Origin of the sequence: Nostoc sp. NOS(2021) (genome assembly GCF_017115025.1) — a bacterium.
Taxonomy (GTDB): domain Bacteria; phylum Cyanobacteriota; class Cyanobacteriia; order Cyanobacteriales; family Nostocaceae; genus Nostoc.
In genome coordinates this window covers 21,450-38,635 of record NZ_JABXKM010000218.1, presented here as the reverse complement: position 1 = coordinate 38,635, position 17,186 = coordinate 21,450, and the positions used below count along the sequence as shown (strand labels likewise).

The window sequence follows — 17,186 nt, the reverse complement described above, 5'->3', positions numbered from 1 at the left end:
AATTCAGAATACAGAATACAATCAGTGGGGGACTGAATACCCTCAGTCGTAGATAATTCATGCCTTTATTCTGACGACTGAACGCCAGTTGCTCCACTTGGGGAAACCCCAGACGCTCGTTCGCCCTTGGCGTCTCCCCTTGGGAGATGACTCGCTAGCGCCAAGGGAGAAGACCGCACTGGCTCCTTCCTGCTGAATTCTGTTTTGATAAAACTACTAGGAATTATTTGGGGATTGCCCTTTACGGTGGGGATAGGCAGTCTTAAAAATATCCTGAATTTTAGTCTTTTGGTCAGCCGTGAGATTCAGGCTGAACACTGCTTTACGCATTTTTTCACCATTTTGCAATTTCGTTGACAATTGCTTTACCTGATCTGGGGTCAGAACTGCCTCAACTTGCTTGCGAACTGCTTCGCGCTTCTCGGCGCGTTCCGGCGTATTCGATGCCGGAGAGTTTGTCGTATCTGATACCTTTGTGCCAGAGTTATCCCCTTGAGACACATCTGGAGACTTAGAACTGGTGCAACCTGTCATTCCTCCAATGAGGATACTTGCAAGTAGAAGGGTTGGTAGAATTATCTGTTTTTTAATCATTTACTTCTCTTGTTTTTGTTGGATGTAATACAACTGTTCTGACTCAATTTCGGTTTATGACTGTTTAGAAGATGTTTGAAAAGTTACTGCTTTACTCACACCAATTAATCTTAGAAGTTGGAATGGGTTTGTGCATGAGCTAGAATTCCTAACCTGACAGTAAAAAAGTACTCAAGTTATTGTGACTTTTTTCCTAATTTAGAAATAGTTAATCAGTCGGAACGGCTCTAGCGATGCTAGAGACAGATTCGTTATATAGAAAGAAGAGTTTCATCATTCACCTGACTTTTCACGCCATCTGGAAAAGGAAAAGCTAACGATTAACCTAACCCCTAACCCCCTTCCCGACACTCTAAGGGGGAAAATTCAAAGTCTCTCTCCTTTTAGGAGAGAGATGAAGAAGAGAGGTTTTCCAGATAAGGTGAAAAGTCAGCATCATCCACAGCGCCCAGATACCCGACTTATTCAACTATTTCCCTCTAAAATTGTGAAAATACCTATGGTTTTGTTACAAAGGCCATTGAGTTGGAACAGTTCTATGCTTCGCTTGACCTACCCATCGTTTCGTCTGTTACTTTACCTAGAGTGGTTGTTATTAGCCACGGCAGTGTTCATGGAAGTTCTGCTACCGTTTCAGTTGTCCTGGTCGTTGCTGCTACGAGTTCTCGCGATCGCAATTTTCAGCTTGATGGGCTTGAGACTACCAATGGTCAAGCTGGAAACAAAATTACTTTATACAGCCCTGGAATTCGTTTTAATTTTGCTGCCAGCGACTCAACATATTTTATCTCCTCGCTCCGTTTTCCTGCTGTGTCTGGTACTGGTGATGCGGAGTTGTCTAATATTTAAGCAATCGGGACAGTTGGTTGTCTTGGGTTTATCTCTGCTTTCTTATGGAACACTGCTTTTGTCAAGACCGATTGCACCTGAGAATTTTATGCGAGATAAGGTGATCGCCATGTCCTGGGATTGGCGATTAAGTAATATCTTATTGTTTAGCTTAACGTTAGTATTCGCTTTATTGTTAATTAATGCCCTGCTTGCAGAGCGCCAAAGTCGAGAGCAATTAGAAATTGCCCATCAGCAATTAGAGATCATCAATCAACAACTGTGCCAGTATGCGCTACGGATTGAAGATCAGGCAACTTTGCAGGAACGCAACCGAATTGCCCGCGAAATTCATGATGGGTTGGGACACACTCTCGCCGCCCAAACCATTCAGATTAATAACACTTTGTTGTTCTGGCAATCAAATAATGATAAAGCATTGACATTTCTCAAACAGGCAAAGGAACAGGGGGCTGAGGCGCTGCTGGAAATTCGGCGATCGCTTTCTGTTTTGCGTTCAAATCCTTTGCAAGGGCAATCTCTCAAACCAGCCATTGAAAAGCTGCTGACAGATTTTCAGCAAACCACAGGTATTGAACCGTCCTGTAAAATTGATCTACCGCAGACTTTACCAACAGAAGTAAACACAGCCCTTTACCGCATTGTGCAAGAATCGTTGACAAATATTTGCAAACACGCTCAGGCAACGAGTGTCACCGTTGGACTAATGGCTCACGCTGGGATGATTCATCTGTCAATCGAAGATAATGGAAAAGGGTTTAACCCCACTCAAAATACAACCGGGTTTGGGCTACAAGGGATGCGAGAACGGGCGGTTGCACTAGGCGCTCAGTTGAATCTCCACAGTCAGCTAGGAATAGGTTGTTGTATTTCTGTTTCTTTGCCACTATCAAAGCTGTTGGTGTTTTAGCTATGATTCGGATTTTATTAGTTGACGATCAGCATCTGATTCGCCAGGGACTTAAGAGTATGCTTGAGTCGAATGCCCAGATGCAGGTAATCGGTGAGGCGGAGAATGGGCAACGCGCACTCGAACAGATTGCTGCACTGCAACCCGATATTGTGCTAATGGATATCCGAATGCCCGTAATGGATGGAGTTGCCGCCACAAAGGCGATCGCTCAAGATTATCCTGAGATTAAGGTTCTCGTCCTCACCACCTTCGATGATGATGAGTATGTTTCCCAGGCGATGCGGCTGGGTGCAAAGGGCTATTTGCTCAAGGACACCGAACCAGATGAACTAATGTTGGCAATTCGATCCGTCTACAAGGGACAAACCCTACTTGGCCCGGGATTGTTTGAGAAAGCACTCATGCCTATTCCCGCACCTGTGTCGTCCGTGGAACCCCGTCCAGAATTGGCGCAACTCACACCCAGAGAATTAGATGTATTGCGGTTAATTGCTTGTGGAGCCAATAATCGGGAAATTGCCGAATCGCTGTTTCTTTCAGAAAACACTGTTAAGAATTATGTTACCAATATTCTGAGTCGGTTGAATTTACGCGATCGCACTCAAGCCGCTTTGTTTGCTCATTCGTTGTTTGGTGGACTTAACTAACGTTCTTCCATGACTCTTGCTAACTAAAAATCGAAGCTAACTTCTAACTAATTAGATAGGCATAAATAAATATATAGAACTAGCCCTTTCAAGGTGAGCAGATGTACTATCACGGTTTTTGCGGCATTTTAGCCATCGGCTGGAATTGAATAAAAAATCTATCCTTTAAACCCCAGATTTTTGGACTGTAAATTAAGCGTAAGCGATCGCCAAAATCCCAGAATCGGCTGAAAAACATGATTTTCTCATAGTACAAAGGTTCACCTTGAAAGGGCTGGTCCTAAGTAGTTCAACCTAAAAAAAGTAAAACGTTTGTAGTAGCGCTTTAGCGCCAAGACTTACGCAAAAGATAACGACAGTAGCGGTAATTCATGAATTACCGCTACGCAAGAATAAGGTTTTCGGTCACATCTTGCGTAAGTCCTGAGCGCTAAAGCGCTACTACGAGCCTGAAAGCATTTTATGTTTAATTAAGTTGACTTACTTAATATAATATGAACTGTCATTGCGATTGCTTCGTTCCTCTCTACGAGACGCTACGCGAACGCAATGACATATTACATTTAATTCTGCCTGCCTACTTAATTACGAATTATTGTGAATAATATGATTTTCATGAAACACTAGGCTGATCAGCAGTTTTGATCTCTCGTAAGATTCGTTCGACTTGGTTAACTTTTTCACCTCTATTCTGGGCTTTGAAAATATTTAAAGCTTTTTCTAGAGAAGATAGTGCCTCATCTCGTTTATTTGTTTGCCACAATGCCAGTGCAAAATTAGTCAGCGCCTCGCCATAATTAGGATTAATTTCTAGAGCTTTTTGATATTCAGTAATGGCTTCTTGCCAGCTACTTTGGCTAGCATAAACCATACCGATCGCATTGTAAGCTAGAGCGTATTTTGGCTGGAGGCCAATGGCTTCTCGATAAGAGCTAATTGCTTCTTCTGGTTTCTTTTGCCGAAAAAGCACGTTTCCCAGTTGAAAGTGTGCGAAAGCGTCTTCTGGAGATTTTTTAATGAATTTGCGTAAATTTTCCTCTGCACCTGTCAAGTCTCCCTGATTGTATAAAGCATTGGCTTGTTGCAGGAGTTGCGATCGGTCTGGTGTATTTGTGTCTGAAAACTGTGCTAGTTTTTGTGGTTGTCTCTGTGCATCCTGTTCTGGCGTATGCAAAGAAACTTTTGCCGGAACCGCTAACACTAATGGTGATAGACCAATTACAGTTATGATACTCAGTGTCATGCCGCTAAAAGATTGAACAAATGCTGATTTGGGTTTGCGTTTCACGTTCATCGCCCTGAGTGCCTCAATAATGTTCTAATCTTTATGATAAATTGAGGTGCGTTAGCGTGTAATATCATGTCCGGGTAATTAGTTATGATTCCATAGTCATTGCACCCCACACGCCAGATGCTCCACTTGAGGAGACCCCTTAATCCCCTCCCCGCAGGCGGGGAGGGGAGACAAAGCGCAGCTTTGGCGGGGTGGGGTTCTTCGGGTTTAATAAGTAATCAAGCGGACATAATATAACGCACCACAAGTAGGGACGCACTGATGTCATTGGGTTTTCCCAATATTCAATCCCTAATCCCCAGTACGTCGCATACCACCCAAAATAAATTTAACTGCTGCTTGAGTATGCTGCTCAATCATTTCTGGACTCAACAGTTGCAAATCGGGTCTAGTATGCTTGATGTTTTCGTAAGCGTTGAAGTATAAATTACAAACGCCAATAATATGGAGGGTGGTGAGAAATGGATCGATCTGACGGAAACAACCTTCCGCCATCCCCCGCTCTAAAATTTTGATCAGATACGTGAAATTTTCTTGCCAATTCCCCTGTTGGAAATACTTTCCCTGATTTTGGTTTGCTTCTTGAAACCAAAGCTACGCAGAAAAACTCTACCGCGATTGGTAATTTGGATTTACACAGCCTAACTGTGCTTTACTAACGATTCCCTTAAATTCTAGTTTCCGCCAGCTTACCCTGATGATTGCAACTCGCCTCTTTATACTTATGTCATTGCGAGCGGAGCGTGGCAATCCGCTACCCAACTCTTAGAGAGGCTGCGCCAACGGGAACGCCAAGGACGAACATTCCACTTCGTTGCATAAAGCCCTTCGGGCATATCGTAAGTGATTTGCCAAACTTGATATGAAATTTTGTACTTAGGAACGTGGATTAAATAAAATGCAAAACTTCATCCTGTATCTAGCTTCCCTCTCCAATATATCGGAGAGGGATTGAGGGTGAGGTAAGCCAGAGACATAAATTGTATGTTATTTAATTCTTATTCCTTAGTGCTATTCGTGTTTAAAGCATAACTCCCTGGTGCGTCCCCAAGAGTACCCTGTGGGGTACTGTCAGCGCTTGAGGAATTTATCTAAGCTTTAAAAAAGAGCTATAGGACTAGTATTTGATTTTTGAAATCCACGTTTCTCATATTCATAATTGTCAAGGATTGATATAATGACTCGTTTATCCAGCCCGATTGAAAATTTAAAAAATCATTATATGGTTGTGATTATTGGTTCTGGCTATGGTGCTAGTATTGCCGCGTCGCGTTTAGCACGAGCTGGACAGCAAGTGTGTGTGCTAGAAAGAGGCAAAGAATTTCAAGCGGGTGAATACCCTAATACTGAAACCAAAGCACTGGTAGAAATGCAGGTAGATTTACCTGAAAAGCGTCTTGGTTCGCGCACAGGCTTGTACGACTTTCATCTTAATAAAGACATTAACGTATTCGTTGGTTGTGGACTAGGTGGAACATCTTTGGTCAATGCCAATGTGTCATTAAAAGCTGAACCTCGTGTCTTTGCAGATCCACGCTGGCCCAAGGATTTGCGTGATGATGTAGATACCTTATTGGCAGAGGGGTATCGTCGTGCGGAGGAAATGCTTAAACCTACCCCATATCCCCAAGATTTTCCTCCTTTGCCAAAATTACAGGCTTTAGAAAAGTCGTCTAAATACTTGAACGAAAAATTTTATCGCCCACCGATCAACGTGACATTCAAAGATGGGGTGAATCATGTAGGTGTGGAACAGAAACAATGCAATCTCTGCGGTGATTGTGTTTCAGGCTGTAATCATAAAGCCAAAAATACCGTGTTGATGAATTACCTACCTGATGCTAAAAACCACGGTGCAGAAATCTATACGCAAGTTTCGGTGCAGCGAATCGAACGCCAGGATAATCGCTGGCTTATTCACTACCAATTGTTGAATGCTGGACAAGAAGACTTTAACGCTCCCACAATGTTTGTGAGTGCCAATATTGTTATCCTGGGTGCTGGGACATTGGGATCTACAGAAATTTTGCTTCGTTCTCAAGCAGCCGGTTTAGCAGTATCTAAGCAGTTGGGACACAACTTTACAGGTAATGGTGACGTACTAGCTTTTGGTTATAATACCGAGCAAGTGATTAATGGTATTGGTTTTGGCGATCGCCCAGCGAATACACAAGAAGCAGTAGGGCCATGTATCACAGGTATCATCGATATGCGAGAACAGCCCCAGCTAGATAATGGCTTGGTGATTGAAGAAGGTTCACTTCCCGGTGGATTGGCTGGGATATTACCCCAAACATTTGCGGTGGCTGCCCAAATTTTAGGCAAAGATACTGACTCTGGCATCAGCGATCGCATGGAAGAAAAGATCCGCGAAGTCGAGAGTTTGACTCATGGTGCTTACACTGGTGCAGTCCGCAATACTCAGACCTACTTAGTTATGACCCATGATGATGCGGCTGGGCAGATGTACTTAGAAAATGATCGTCTCCGCATTAAATGGAAAGGTGTAGGGAGTCAACCCATTTTTCAACGAGCGAATAATCGTCTCACAGAAGCAACTCAAGCCTTGGGTGGGACGCAAATTCCCAACCCCATCTGGAGTAATTTCTTTAACCATGACCTAATTACAGTCCATCCCTTGGGTGGCTGCATTTTAGCAGAGGACGCTGAACACGGTGTCGTGAATCATAAAGGGCAAGTCTTTGCCAGCAACCAAGGAACAAAGGTCTACGAAAACCTTTATGTTGCCGATGGTTCAGTAATTCCCCGTACATTAGGCGTAAATCCTTTATTAACAATTTCTGCTATAGTCGAGCGTTGCTGCGCCCTGATCGCCAAAGACCGGGGTTGGACAATTAATTATGATTTCACTACCCTGCCCATAGCCACAGATGTTACTACTGCTCCAGCCACAGTCGGAATTCAATTTACTGAAACCATGCGCGGCTACTTTTCCACAGCCGTCACAGACAAAGACTATCAGCGTGGATTCGAGCAAGGCAAAGAAGGCAACTCCCCCCTAGAGTTTACCTTGACAGTTATTGCTGATGACTTAGAAGAACTACTCAACAACCCCAACCACCCTGCCAAGATAGTTGGTATAGTAAAAGCTCCCATTCTGGCTGCGGAACCGCTAACTGTTACTAATAGCGATTTCAGTCTGTTTGTTGTGGAACAAGACCAAGACAAAACCCGACAAATGCGTTATCGCTTACACATGACTACTGAAGGCGGGCAAAGCTACTACTTGAAAGGTTTCAAGCAAATTCACGATGACCCAGGGTTTGATATCTGGTCTGACACCACCACGCTGTATATCACCGTTTATACTGGCGACAGTGAAAATAATCCTGTGTTGGGTCAAGGCATTCTCAAAATTCAGCCCTTAGATTTCATCAAGCAAATGACCACCCTGAAAGTCATTAATACTAAAACCATTGGGGAACGTCTGCAAGCAATTGATCGTTTCAGTCGTTTCTTTGCTGGCACATTGTCTGAAATCTACATTTAACCCAGAAACAGTATATGCAAATTGATTTTCATGCACTCGTTGTGTGATTGATCTCGTCGGGTTTTAGTTTAAAAATGGACACAAAATTTTATACCCCATCTTTACAAGAACGAATAGTTTCTTTTACTAGCAAAGATGGCTTCCCCTGCAATTTGATCAACATCAGGGGTGAAAAAACTCCATCTAAACCGCCTGTCCTATTGGTGCATGGCGCAGGAGTACGAGCCAATATCTTTCGCGCTCCTGTCCAAACCAATTTGGGTGATTACTTAGTTGCTCATGGCTATGACGTATGGTTGGAAAACTGGCGTGCCAGTACTGACCTCACGCCTAACCATTGGACGCTTGATCAGGCGGCAGTTTATGACCATCCGCAAGCGGTCAAAACAATTGTTCAAGAAACAGGTTGCCAAGAAATCAAAGCCATAATCCATTGCCAGGGGTCTACCAGTTTTATGATGTCTGCGATTGCTGGCTTAGTACCACAGGTGAAAACTATTATCAGCAATGCTGTATCACTGCATCCGATTGTACCCTTGCCTTCATCTATCAAAATCAAGTGGGCACTACCATCAGTCAGATTGCTCACCGATCACTTAAACCCTCAGTGGGGATTACACTCGCCTACCTTGGTGGCGAAATTAATTTCTCTCTACGTTTCTCTCACCCATCATGAATGTAACAATCCAGTTTGCAAACAAGTCAGCTTTACCTATGGCAGTGGCTTCCCCGCTTTGTGGGAACACGAAAATCTCAACGAGGCAACCCACGAATGGCTGAAGCAGGAATTCGCCTACGTGCCGCTAAGTTTTTTCGCACAGATTTCTCACTGCATCAGTCGCGGACACCTAGTATCTGTTGAGGATCTACCCAACTTACCCCAAGACTTTATTGCCCAACCTCCGCAAACCGATGCCCGCATTGCTTTTTTTGCAGGGAAGCTTAACCGTTGCTTTCTACCGCAAAGTCAGATAGAAACTTTTAAATATTTCAACGCCATACGTCCTAATTACCACTCTCTACACCTCCTGCATAACTATAGTCATTTAGACATATTTATGGGTAAGAACGCGGCTATAGATGTCTTCCCATTGATGCTTGCAGAATTGGAAAAAACTATTTGAAAAGTGCAAATTTATGATCCCCCAACGTCAGAAACAACAAACAGGTCTTTATGCTCTAGTAGATGGAATTCCGTTTCAGTTACCTGTAAATTCGGAAAAAACCCCAGCATTAATCGCAGTATTTCCGATTAACGCGGATCGGGCTAAAAAGCTGATGCCAGGAAAGGAAGTACATCCATTTCGCCTCTGGAATCAAGGCTTGTTGGTAATCACGGTTATTGATTATCAGATTACTGACATTGGTAGTTACATCGAATTCAGCATTGCCATTGCCTGTACTCATGGTGCAAAACCAGCCCCCAGATTGTTACCTGCTTTGTTTATGAAACAGTACGGCACTGGGCAGTATGTATTTGATTTGCCAGTCAGCACCGAAATTTCTGTCAAAGGTGGTAAAGGGATTTGGGGAATGCCTAAACATCAGGCTAATTTGGACTTTTTGATTGGCGATCGCACTGTCAGCAGTCAATACGATTTGGATGGGCAACTAGTCATGAAAATTGAAGTTGCCAAACCTGCAAAAGCTTGGTTTCCCCTGAAATTGGGTGCTGCGAACTACTGTGCATTTCGCGGAATGTTGATGAAATCCTATATCTATTTCCAAGGGAAATTGGGATTTTCTCTGTTTAAACCAGGTTCAGCCAGACTGATCCTGGGCGATCATCCCTGTATCCAACCGCTGAAAGAATTGGAGATTAGCCCCGAACCTATATTTACAGGCTTTTTTCCAGAAATCACGGGCATTCTAGATGACCATTTCGAGAACTGGTTTCTCGGCTACGACAAACCTCCCAAACAAAAACCAGAGGGTTTGGAGAGTGTGGTCAATTTAGGCTTGGGTAAAGAATGGTTATCACCTCCCAAGGCTTTGCCCAAAGATGACGATGAAAACCTTAACAATGGAATCGAGAAATATGAAAGCACTTCTGTTAATTCTTAACCACGCCTATATTTTCTTTGGTACAAGCCTATACGTGGGCGTTTTGTGGGCGCTACACTTCTTCTGGTTTCCCACTTGGACGAATTTAACTGTTGATAATTACTACAACCAGTTTATTCCCCAAACCACTACGGCCACAGAGTTTTTCACGATTGTCGTACCGCTAATGTTTCTGGCACTAGTGGTGTTGGTCGTTACGGAATGGAAAACTGCCTTTCGTTGGGTGGCACTTGCTGCCCTGGTCTGTCTCAGTACTGCTACTTATGTAGGGCAGTTACATATTATTCCCGTTAACAAAATTTTAGCCGCAGGAATTACCGATCAAACTCTGCTATCTCAACTCTTGCAAAAATGGATGTTCCTCAACGATATTCGCTGGGTTTTGCTCACCGCGATGTGGTTAGTGATGATGTACTATTTCTCTGCTAAAGGCGACTTGTTGCAAAAGCTTTCTCCAACTAAAGCTGAATCATACAAAGTTTTGAATTCTGAATTTTGATGATGAAATAGACAACATAGCTAATTAGTCAAATAACTGTAGGGCAGGCATTTTGCCTGCCAGATGTCTTTAACTTTTATCCCCATTAGCTCAGGAAAATATGATGAATAAAGGTAAAATACTTGACTTATCCTTGTTTGCCATTGCCATTATCACCATTGTTAGCGGATTGTTGCAATTAATCATGCCTAGTCTGGTACTCCAAATTGTCTCAGCAGAGACAACCCCGACTAGCCAACATTTCTTTGCGATCATCGGTATGTTTATGCTGCTATTTGGCGGCGCACTGCTACAAGCATTAATCAGCCCACAACCCCAAGCTGTTGTGCTGATTTGGGCTGGATTACAGAAATTTGGTGCGGCGATCGCCGTTGGTTTGGGTGTCATCAAGCTGATTTTCTCGCCGTTTGCTTTGCTAATTGCCGGTTTTGACCTGTTATCGGGGGTATTGATTTTCTGGTACTTGTTTGGCTTTCGTAGTTTCGCCCCAGGATACACTTATGAACAACCTACCTCATAAACCTTACGGCATTCCTGAGCCAGCATACTCAGGGCCGAAACGTTCCTTGATTTTAGCAGGTGGTGGGATGCGTGTTGCTTACCAAGCTGGAGTCATCCGTGCCTTGATCGAGTCGGGACTGTGTTTTACTCACGCGGATGGCACTTCCGGCGGTACGATTAACTTGGCAATGTTGCTGTCTGGACTTTCACCCATTCAGATGTGCGATCGCTGGCGAACTCTGAATGTCAAAGATTTTGTCTCCTTCGTACCTCCAGAACAATACCTCAAAGCCTGGAACTTACTGGCGATGGGAGATGCAGACGGCATTATTGATCACGTTTTCCCACACTTGGGAATTGATGTAGAAAAAATTAACGCTGCTGTGGGAATTCAAGGTACGTTCAATGTCTGCAACTTTAATCACAAAACCAATGAAGTCATTCCCCACGATCGCATAGATTTAGATTTGTTGGTTGCTGGTATTTCTTTACCCATCTTCATGCCACCTGTAAAAAAAGGGAATTATCTCTATACTGATTCCGTGTGGATCAAGGATGCAAATCTTATGGAAGCAGTGCGCCGGGGTGCAGAAGAACTTTGGGTAGTGTGGTGCATTGGCAATAGCAGCGAATATCAGACGGGGATTTTTCATCAATATGTTCAGATGATTGAACTCAGTGCGAATGGGGCACTGTTTGAGGAGTGCGATCGCATCAATGAAATCAACCAGCGTATTCTGCAAGGGGAGACAGTTTACGGACATACTAAACCCATCAAACTGCACCTGATCAAACCAGCCTATCCTTTGCCTCTCGATCCCGACTACTATTTAGGCAACATCGATGGTGCCACCTTGATTGATATGGGTTATGCCGATGCCAAACAATACCTGCAAACCATGTCGCTGGAAGGATTGCCCTTTCAGCCGGACATTACCCAAATGCAGGACAATTTACCCGGAATGACTTTTATAGAAAGAATGGCAGGTGGGTTTGTTTTAGATGAAACTGACCCCATAAAGGGTGCAGCACAGGGCAAAGCTGACAATTCCCTACTTTCAATCCAACTAACAATTAACATTCATGACTTAAAGCGTTTTCTTAGTGATGCCAATTTCACGGCTAGTGTTACTGGTTGTATCAGCTTCCCCGCTTTTGGCGAAAACATTCCCATTAAAAGTAGTGTATTTAACCTGTTTGCTTCCACCAATAATTCTCAATATAAATACATAGTTTATGAACTCGCCTTTGAACATGCCTCCCAGGATTATTACTTGGTTGGCAATAAAGAACTACATGACGATCTGGGATTTGATATGTGGAAAGATATTACAACCGTTTATATTTGCTTATATCAAGGTACAGATCGCCAGAGTCCTATTATCGGCTCAGGAATTTTAACCCTTGATGTGGGAGACATAGGAAAGTTGGTTTCCGGGTTGCAAATCACTAATGTTAAGTCATTAACGGAGAAAGCCACACTTTTAGCAGAGTTTGGTCGCTTTTTCTGGGGAAATATTTGGGAAACCTACCAATCCAGTTTGAGGTCAGACAATTTTAGATTTTAGATTTTAGATTGAAAAGAGCAATCAAGTCATTGGCTCTGTCATTTAATTTTAGACTTCGGCCTGAGCGCTACTTCTCTACGAGAGGCTGCGCCAACGACAAAGCTCAGTACAAGTCAGTTGAACGCTTTTGAATCTTCAATTCCATTATCCAAAATTTAAATAGGACTTACGCACTCAAAACCTGAAATCTCGATCCCCCCTAACCCACGCCAGTCGCTCCACTTGGGGAGACCCCAAGACCGCGCTGGCTCCCCTTAAAAAGGGGGGATTAAGGGGCGTAATTTGACTTGTGTGTACACCGTAGCCTTAAAAAGGGGGGGATCTAAAAAGCCCCCTTTTTAAGGGGGTTGGGGGATCTCTTATGCGTAAGTCCGATTAAAATCTAAAATTCGGTCAGCCTAGAGTTTACTTGAGCGTTTTTTTAGCAACTTTTCAGGAGACATAAAAATGAGCGATCGCTTTACACCTTTACCCCCATCATTCTTATTCGGTGTCGCTACTGCTGACCATCAGTGCGAAGCTTACGACTCCCGTTATCAAGACATCCGGGATGTCTGGGAGCATCGTCGCGCTCTCACCGTCAGGGGTCAAGCTACTGACTTTTGGAATCGCTACGCCGAAGATATAGCCTTAGCAAAGTCCCTTGGTTGCAGAGCCTTCCGTTTTTCTATCGCTTGGTCGCGGGTAGAACCTGAACCTGGCCAATTCAGTGAGGAAGCGTTTGCACATTATCGCCAAGTGATCGAAACCATCAAATTGCATGGTATGGAACCGATTGTTACTTTACATCACTTCACCCATCCCATCCATGTAGAAGCACGAGGCGGGCTAATTGCCCCAGAATTTCCAGCAATTTTTGCTAACTATGTCACAGAAGTTGCCAAGCGTTTGGGTCATTTGGCACGCTATTGGATTAGCTTTAACGAACCTAGTCAACTGATTTATGGCTATATCAAACCTTGGTGGGAAAGAGCCTACTTTATGCCTCCAGGTTTGGATCGCGGCGCTACCATTGCCGATCAAATGACCGCCATCCAAAAACTGATGCGGAATTTGTTTGTGTCCCATACGACAGCGAGATATATCCTCAAGCAGTTCAACTCAGACGCTCAGGTGGGAGCAAACCCCATGTTATTGGGTCTTCCTTTATGGTTGCAAAGATTAGTGGATCGCAATGTAACTAATCTCCGTCGTCCCGAAGATATGATTTCCCAAGGAAAACGTTTCACGGAGCGCACTTTATTAGAAAAAGGAAAGGTAGATGTCGTTATTGCCACTTTAACTGTTACCCCAGAGCGACAAAAGCAAGTTGCTTTCTCGGAAGCTTACTATCAGGCGGGGCAATTTCTGTTAGTGAAATCAACCAGTTCGATTCAGCAAGCAGAAAATCTGGGTCAGAAAGCGGTAGCAGTCGTCAAAAGTACTACTGCTGAATCGACAGTAAACTACTTATTACCGACAGCTAATCTCAAGGTAGTAGAAAACTACGCTGATGCCCTGCAAGCATTGGATTACGAGCAGGTTAGTGCAATCCTTGCAGATGACACAATTCTCTTGGGAATCATAGAACAGCACCCAGAGCAATATCGGCTGGTGGGTAAAAATGGTGAAAGGCTGACCGAAGAAAACTATGGGGCGGCTGTAGTCAAGGGCGATCGCGCCTTGCTGAATGCTGTAGATATAGCTGTACGGCAGTTCAAAGAATCCGGCGCTTGGGAAGCTAGCTATAGTCGTTACTTCCCCAATCAACCCGTGCCAAATTTACCTAAAATAGGCAGACGTTCTACCCTGGCTGACATCAGTGCTGGGGCATCTTCTAGTACAACTATCGCCCAGGCTCTACCCCTTGCTAAACCTGGTACACCACTGCGACGCATTAAAGACCGGGGTTATTTAATTGTGGCAGTGAAAGACAACGTACCTGGGTTTGGCTACCGCGACCCCAACACGGGAGAATTTAGCGGCTTAGAAATTGATTTAGCTCGTGCGGTAGCCAAGCAAATTTTCGGCGATCCCAGCAAGGTGAAATTTGTCGCAGTTTCCTCTCAAGAACGCTTGTTGGTATTGCGATCGCTTACACGAATCTTTGACCCCATTTTCAAGATTTTCAGCGTGCTTTCCACATCACTGACAAGTAATTGGTGGCATCTTGGCATGGCTGGGCAGTTACCAACATTTCTCTGTCCTGAAGAGTGTGTAGGTCAGCAAGATTTTGTTGGGTTTGACTATTATTGGGGGATTAGCAATCTACGACTCAATCGCATTCAGCAGTTGATGGATGCCGCTTTTGGGCGTTTCGGTAATGCGCCAGTTTCGGCTGGGTTATTATACGATATGCTCAAGTTCCATGCCAAGCTATTCCCAGATCAGGAAATCTTGATTATTGAGAATGGCTGTGTTGATGTGGCTGATAAAGTCGTCAACCGCGAAGACTACATTCGCCAGCATCTCCAACAGGTGCAACGCGCTCGTCAAGATGGTGTGAATGTGGTAGGTTATGTTTGCTGGTGCATCACCTCCAACCGCGAGTGGGGTTTGAAGTTTGGCCCAGATAGCGATTTTGGTCTATATCATATTGACCTAGATACTGACCAAGAATTAAAGCGCCGACCAACCCCTGCGGCAACTTTGTACCGCGATATTATCAAACAAGGTGGCGTGTGAACCAGGGCGATCGCCTCATGTCAACAAGAGCAGTATATTTTCAATAGGGTCAAAATTAATAAGATTAATTTCGACCCTATTGCTAAAGGTTTAAGCGCCACCGAACAGTTTTAAAACAGGCCCTAGTCGGGAAATTAACTTTTAGTTTCTAGTGGCTGGCGATCGCATCTTCAGGTAATTAGAAAAGCCACTGCTACGGGAAAACTTAAAATCAGAATATGGGAAATCGAGCGCTGCTGGTCATTTATTGAATTGTTCCCAGATTACTGCTCAGTTCTAAGGAGAAGAGAAATAATAAAAGCAGTTATGACGCAAAGATAAACAGTACAAATCACTAAACGCAATATCGAGTTGAGAATAGATGACAGCTTAATGCGTGTTTATGTAGCGGCTCCCAAAGCAGCAGGAAGTTACCCAAGTATTGGCAACTGCTATAACTACTTTCACTTTAGGTATTGTTGCCAGTCTGGCAATTAACCGCCGCGTGCTACGCCTGAGTTTACCCTGGCGAATAGGAATATCCCCAATACTGCGTAGGTTTTGCCTAAAAAATAAAAATGTGTAGGTTGGGTAACGCAAAGCCTCAACCCAACCTACGAATATTCTTAACCGAGCAGTATTGAGAATATCCCAGTCTCAAGAGCGCAGATATTTTCACAGAAATGAGCAAATCTGACGGATGATCACTTGGTAGCTGTCGCTGGTGATATTCTCCTGCAACCAAAAGTTGTTGGGGATAAATGGGAAGGAGTTGACATACTCCTCGGCGTAAACGCACGAGGATTCTAATTCATGGTTCACAGAAATCCGCTTGCTATATCAAGTTTCCCATCAATAGTATTGGCGGTCTTCTCCCCATGCTTTCCATCTTTCGATGCAGATTCTTCTTGCCCAGAAGTACTGTTTTGCCACTCCATACCCAACATTTTCATTCCTTTCTTCAGGATATTAATCGCCGCATTTGTATCGCGGCATATTTCAACCCCACAGGATGAACATGAATGAGTTCGGGTGCTGAGTGACTTTTTTACTCTATGTCCACAATGGCTACAGTCCTGAGATGTATAGTTAGGCGATACCGCGACTACTGCTTTATCCCAGATTTTCCCGTAGTATTCTAACCATTGAGTGAACTGATACCAACTAGCGTCAGAAATCGACTTAGCCAAATGGTGATTTTTGACCATGTTCGCAATCTTCAAATCCTCATAGACAATCACATCGTTAGAGTGAACCACGCATCGGGCTTGCTTTATAGCCCAATCTTTACGCTGTCTAGTGATTTTTAGATGAACTCTACCTAATTGTTTCCGGCAAGAGTGATAATTGATTGACTGAGGTTTTTTGCCTAAAACATACTTTTTACTCAACCGCTTCTGAGCTTTCTTAAGTCTCCGTTCTGACTTTCTCAAAAATTGAGGATAAATTACAGCATTGTCATTTTGGTCTTTGGTGAAATATTTTAACCCCAAGTCCAACCCAACAACCTTGCCTGTATATACCCCTGTCTCCTTGCGGTCAGCATCAAAACAGAATTGGGCATAATACCCATCCGCTTTTCTTACTACACGAACGCGGTTGATTTTAAGTGTTAGGAGGTCTTCTCGTGTGGATGAATTACAGAATACAGATAAAGAACCAACTTTAAATCCATCCGTGAAAGTAATACGGGTGCAGTCATCAGATAGTTTCCAGCCCGATACTTTGTACTCTACTGAACGACAATGCTTTTTAAACTTGGGATAACCTTTCTTTTTCTCCTGCTTTTTACAACGCTTGTAGAAACTTGAGATAGCAGCCCAAGCTCTTTCGGCACTGGCTTGACGCGCTGCTGAGTTTAACTTCAAAGCAAAGTCAAATTCAGACGCTAAGTCTTTGCACAGGTTGTATAAGTCACTTTTACTAACCCCTTGATTATCCATCCAATAACGAACCGCTTTATTTCTAATAAACTGGGCAGCGCGAATGGCATCATCAAGAGCTTGATATTGCTCCTTAGTTCCGTTTAGTAGCTTGGCTTCTCTTACTATCATTTCTATATTTTATCATGGAATATTGCAGATAAAATAATACAATATAATA

At 43.6% G+C, this 17,186-nt stretch carries 14 protein-coding genes and 1 pseudogene; 10 read left to right on the top strand and 5 right to left on the bottom strand.

Translation table 11 applies throughout. From position 1 onward, the window contains the following. Positions 1-216 precede the first annotated feature (216 nt). A complete protein-coding gene (locus HWQ41_RS23465) occupies positions 217-594 on the bottom strand; it encodes a hypothetical protein (RefSeq protein ID WP_292768264.1) in 378 nt (125 codons plus the stop codon). Positions 595-1,132: 538 nt separating this feature from the next. On the opposite strand from HWQ41_RS23465, the gene HWQ41_RS23460 reads away from it, so the two are divergent. After that, positions 1,133-2,353, top strand: a complete 1,221-nt coding sequence (locus tag HWQ41_RS23460) for a sensor histidine kinase (protein WP_292768261.1) — start codon at positions 1,133-1,135, stop codon at positions 2,351-2,353. A gap of 2 nt (positions 2,354-2,355) precedes the next feature. After that, positions 2,356-3,003 (top strand): response regulator transcription factor, encoded by a 648-nt coding sequence (locus HWQ41_RS23455; RefSeq protein ID WP_292768258.1) that lies wholly within the window; start codon positions 2,356-2,358, stop codon positions 3,001-3,003. Between the two features lie 109 nt (positions 3,004-3,112). Here the strand turns inward: HWQ41_RS23455 and HWQ41_RS23450 are convergent, their stop codons facing one another. The 3 genes from HWQ41_RS23450 to HWQ41_RS23440 all read right to left on the bottom strand — a co-directional run bounded on the left by HWQ41_RS23450 (position 3,113) and on the right by HWQ41_RS23440 (position 4,813). Then, a complete protein-coding gene (locus HWQ41_RS23450) occupies positions 3,113-3,241 on the bottom strand; it encodes a hypothetical protein (protein WP_292760889.1) in 129 nt (42 codons plus the stop codon). Positions 3,242-3,616: 375 nt separating this feature from the next. Then, entirely contained in the window at positions 3,617-4,297 is a 681-nt protein-coding gene (locus tag HWQ41_RS23445; RefSeq protein WP_292768255.1) for a tetratricopeptide repeat protein, read from the bottom strand. Positions 4,298-4,588: 291 nt separating this feature from the next. Continuing rightward, entirely contained in the window at positions 4,589-4,813 is a 225-nt protein-coding gene (locus HWQ41_RS23440; RefSeq protein WP_366931698.1) for a hypothetical protein, read from the bottom strand. Between the two features lie 661 nt (positions 4,814-5,474). Between HWQ41_RS23440 and HWQ41_RS23435 the strand changes: the two genes are divergently transcribed. The 8 genes and pseudogenes from HWQ41_RS23435 to HWQ41_RS23400 form a co-directional block, all read left to right on the top strand. Beyond that, on the top strand, positions 5,475-7,808 hold the full coding sequence (locus tag HWQ41_RS23435; RefSeq protein WP_292768252.1) for a GMC family oxidoreductase: 2,334 nt from the start codon (positions 5,475-5,477) through the stop codon (positions 7,806-7,808). 74 nt (positions 7,809-7,882) lie between these two features. After that, complete coding sequence (locus tag HWQ41_RS23430) at positions 7,883-8,932, top strand: alpha/beta fold hydrolase (protein ID WP_292768249.1); 1,050 nt, start codon at positions 7,883-7,885, stop codon at positions 8,930-8,932. A gap of 13 nt (positions 8,933-8,945) precedes the next feature. Next, positions 8,946-9,872, top strand: a complete 927-nt coding sequence (locus HWQ41_RS23425) for an acetoacetate decarboxylase family protein (protein ID WP_292768247.1) — start codon at positions 8,946-8,948, stop codon at positions 9,870-9,872. After that, entirely contained in the window at positions 9,847-10,371 is a 525-nt protein-coding gene (locus HWQ41_RS23420) for a hypothetical protein (RefSeq protein WP_292768244.1), read from the top strand. Before HWQ41_RS23425 ends, HWQ41_RS23420 begins: the two co-directional genes overlap by 26 nt. Positions 10,372-10,471: 100 nt before the next feature. Next, positions 10,472-10,891, top strand: coding sequence for a hypothetical protein (locus HWQ41_RS23415; protein WP_292768241.1), 420 nt, complete (start codon positions 10,472-10,474; stop codon positions 10,889-10,891). Further along, positions 10,872-12,440, top strand: coding sequence for a patatin-like phospholipase family protein (locus HWQ41_RS23410; RefSeq protein ID WP_292768238.1), 1,569 nt, complete (start codon positions 10,872-10,874; stop codon positions 12,438-12,440). Before HWQ41_RS23415 ends, HWQ41_RS23410 begins: the two co-directional genes overlap by 20 nt. A gap of 447 nt (positions 12,441-12,887) precedes the next feature. Then, entirely contained in the window at positions 12,888-15,104 is a 2,217-nt protein-coding gene (locus HWQ41_RS23405) for a family 1 glycosylhydrolase (protein WP_292768235.1), read from the top strand. Positions 15,105-15,434: 330 nt separating this feature from the next. Continuing rightward, positions 15,435-15,527 (top strand): annotated as a pseudogene (locus HWQ41_RS23400) (dienelactone hydrolase family protein); the annotation flags it as partial. A gap of 374 nt (positions 15,528-15,901) precedes the next feature. Here the strand turns inward: HWQ41_RS23400 and HWQ41_RS23395 are convergent. Then, positions 15,902-17,137 carry a transposase gene (locus HWQ41_RS23395; RefSeq protein ID WP_292768233.1) on the bottom strand — a complete coding sequence of 412 codons (1,236 nt, stop codon included), beginning with the start codon at positions 17,135-17,137 and terminating at the stop codon, positions 15,902-15,904. Positions 17,138-17,186 lie beyond the last annotated feature (49 nt).

Coding starts and splice junctions, on each gene's coding strand:
- HWQ41_RS23465 (WP_292768264.1), bottom strand. CDS start 594: ATGATTAAAAAACAGATAATTCTACCAACCCTTCTACTTGCAAGTATC.
- HWQ41_RS23460 (WP_292768261.1), top strand. CDS start 1,133: ATGCTTCGCTTGACCTACCCATCGTTTCGTCTGTTACTTTACCTAGAG.
- HWQ41_RS23455 (WP_292768258.1), top strand. CDS start 2,356: ATGATTCGGATTTTATTAGTTGACGATCAGCATCTGATTCGCCAGGGA.
- HWQ41_RS23450 (WP_292760889.1), bottom strand. CDS start 3,241: ATGTTTTTCAGCCGATTCTGGGATTTTGGCGATCGCTTACGCTTAATT.
- HWQ41_RS23445 (WP_292768255.1), bottom strand. CDS start 4,297: ATGAACGTGAAACGCAAACCCAAATCAGCATTTGTTCAATCTTTTAGC.
- HWQ41_RS23435 (WP_292768252.1), top strand. CDS start 5,475: ATGACTCGTTTATCCAGCCCGATTGAAAATTTAAAAAATCATTATATG.
- HWQ41_RS23430 (WP_292768249.1), top strand. CDS start 7,883: ATGGACACAAAATTTTATACCCCATCTTTACAAGAACGAATAGTTTCT.
- HWQ41_RS23425 (WP_292768247.1), top strand. CDS start 8,946: ATGATCCCCCAACGTCAGAAACAACAAACAGGTCTTTATGCTCTAGTA.
- HWQ41_RS23420 (WP_292768244.1), top strand. CDS start 9,847: ATGAAAGCACTTCTGTTAATTCTTAACCACGCCTATATTTTCTTTGGT.
- HWQ41_RS23415 (WP_292768241.1), top strand. CDS start 10,472: ATGATGAATAAAGGTAAAATACTTGACTTATCCTTGTTTGCCATTGCC.
- HWQ41_RS23410 (WP_292768238.1), top strand. CDS start 10,872: ATGAACAACCTACCTCATAAACCTTACGGCATTCCTGAGCCAGCATAC.
- HWQ41_RS23405 (WP_292768235.1), top strand. CDS start 12,888: ATGAGCGATCGCTTTACACCTTTACCCCCATCATTCTTATTCGGTGTC.
- HWQ41_RS23395 (WP_292768233.1), bottom strand. CDS start 17,137: ATGATAGTAAGAGAAGCCAAGCTACTAAACGGAACTAAGGAGCAATAT.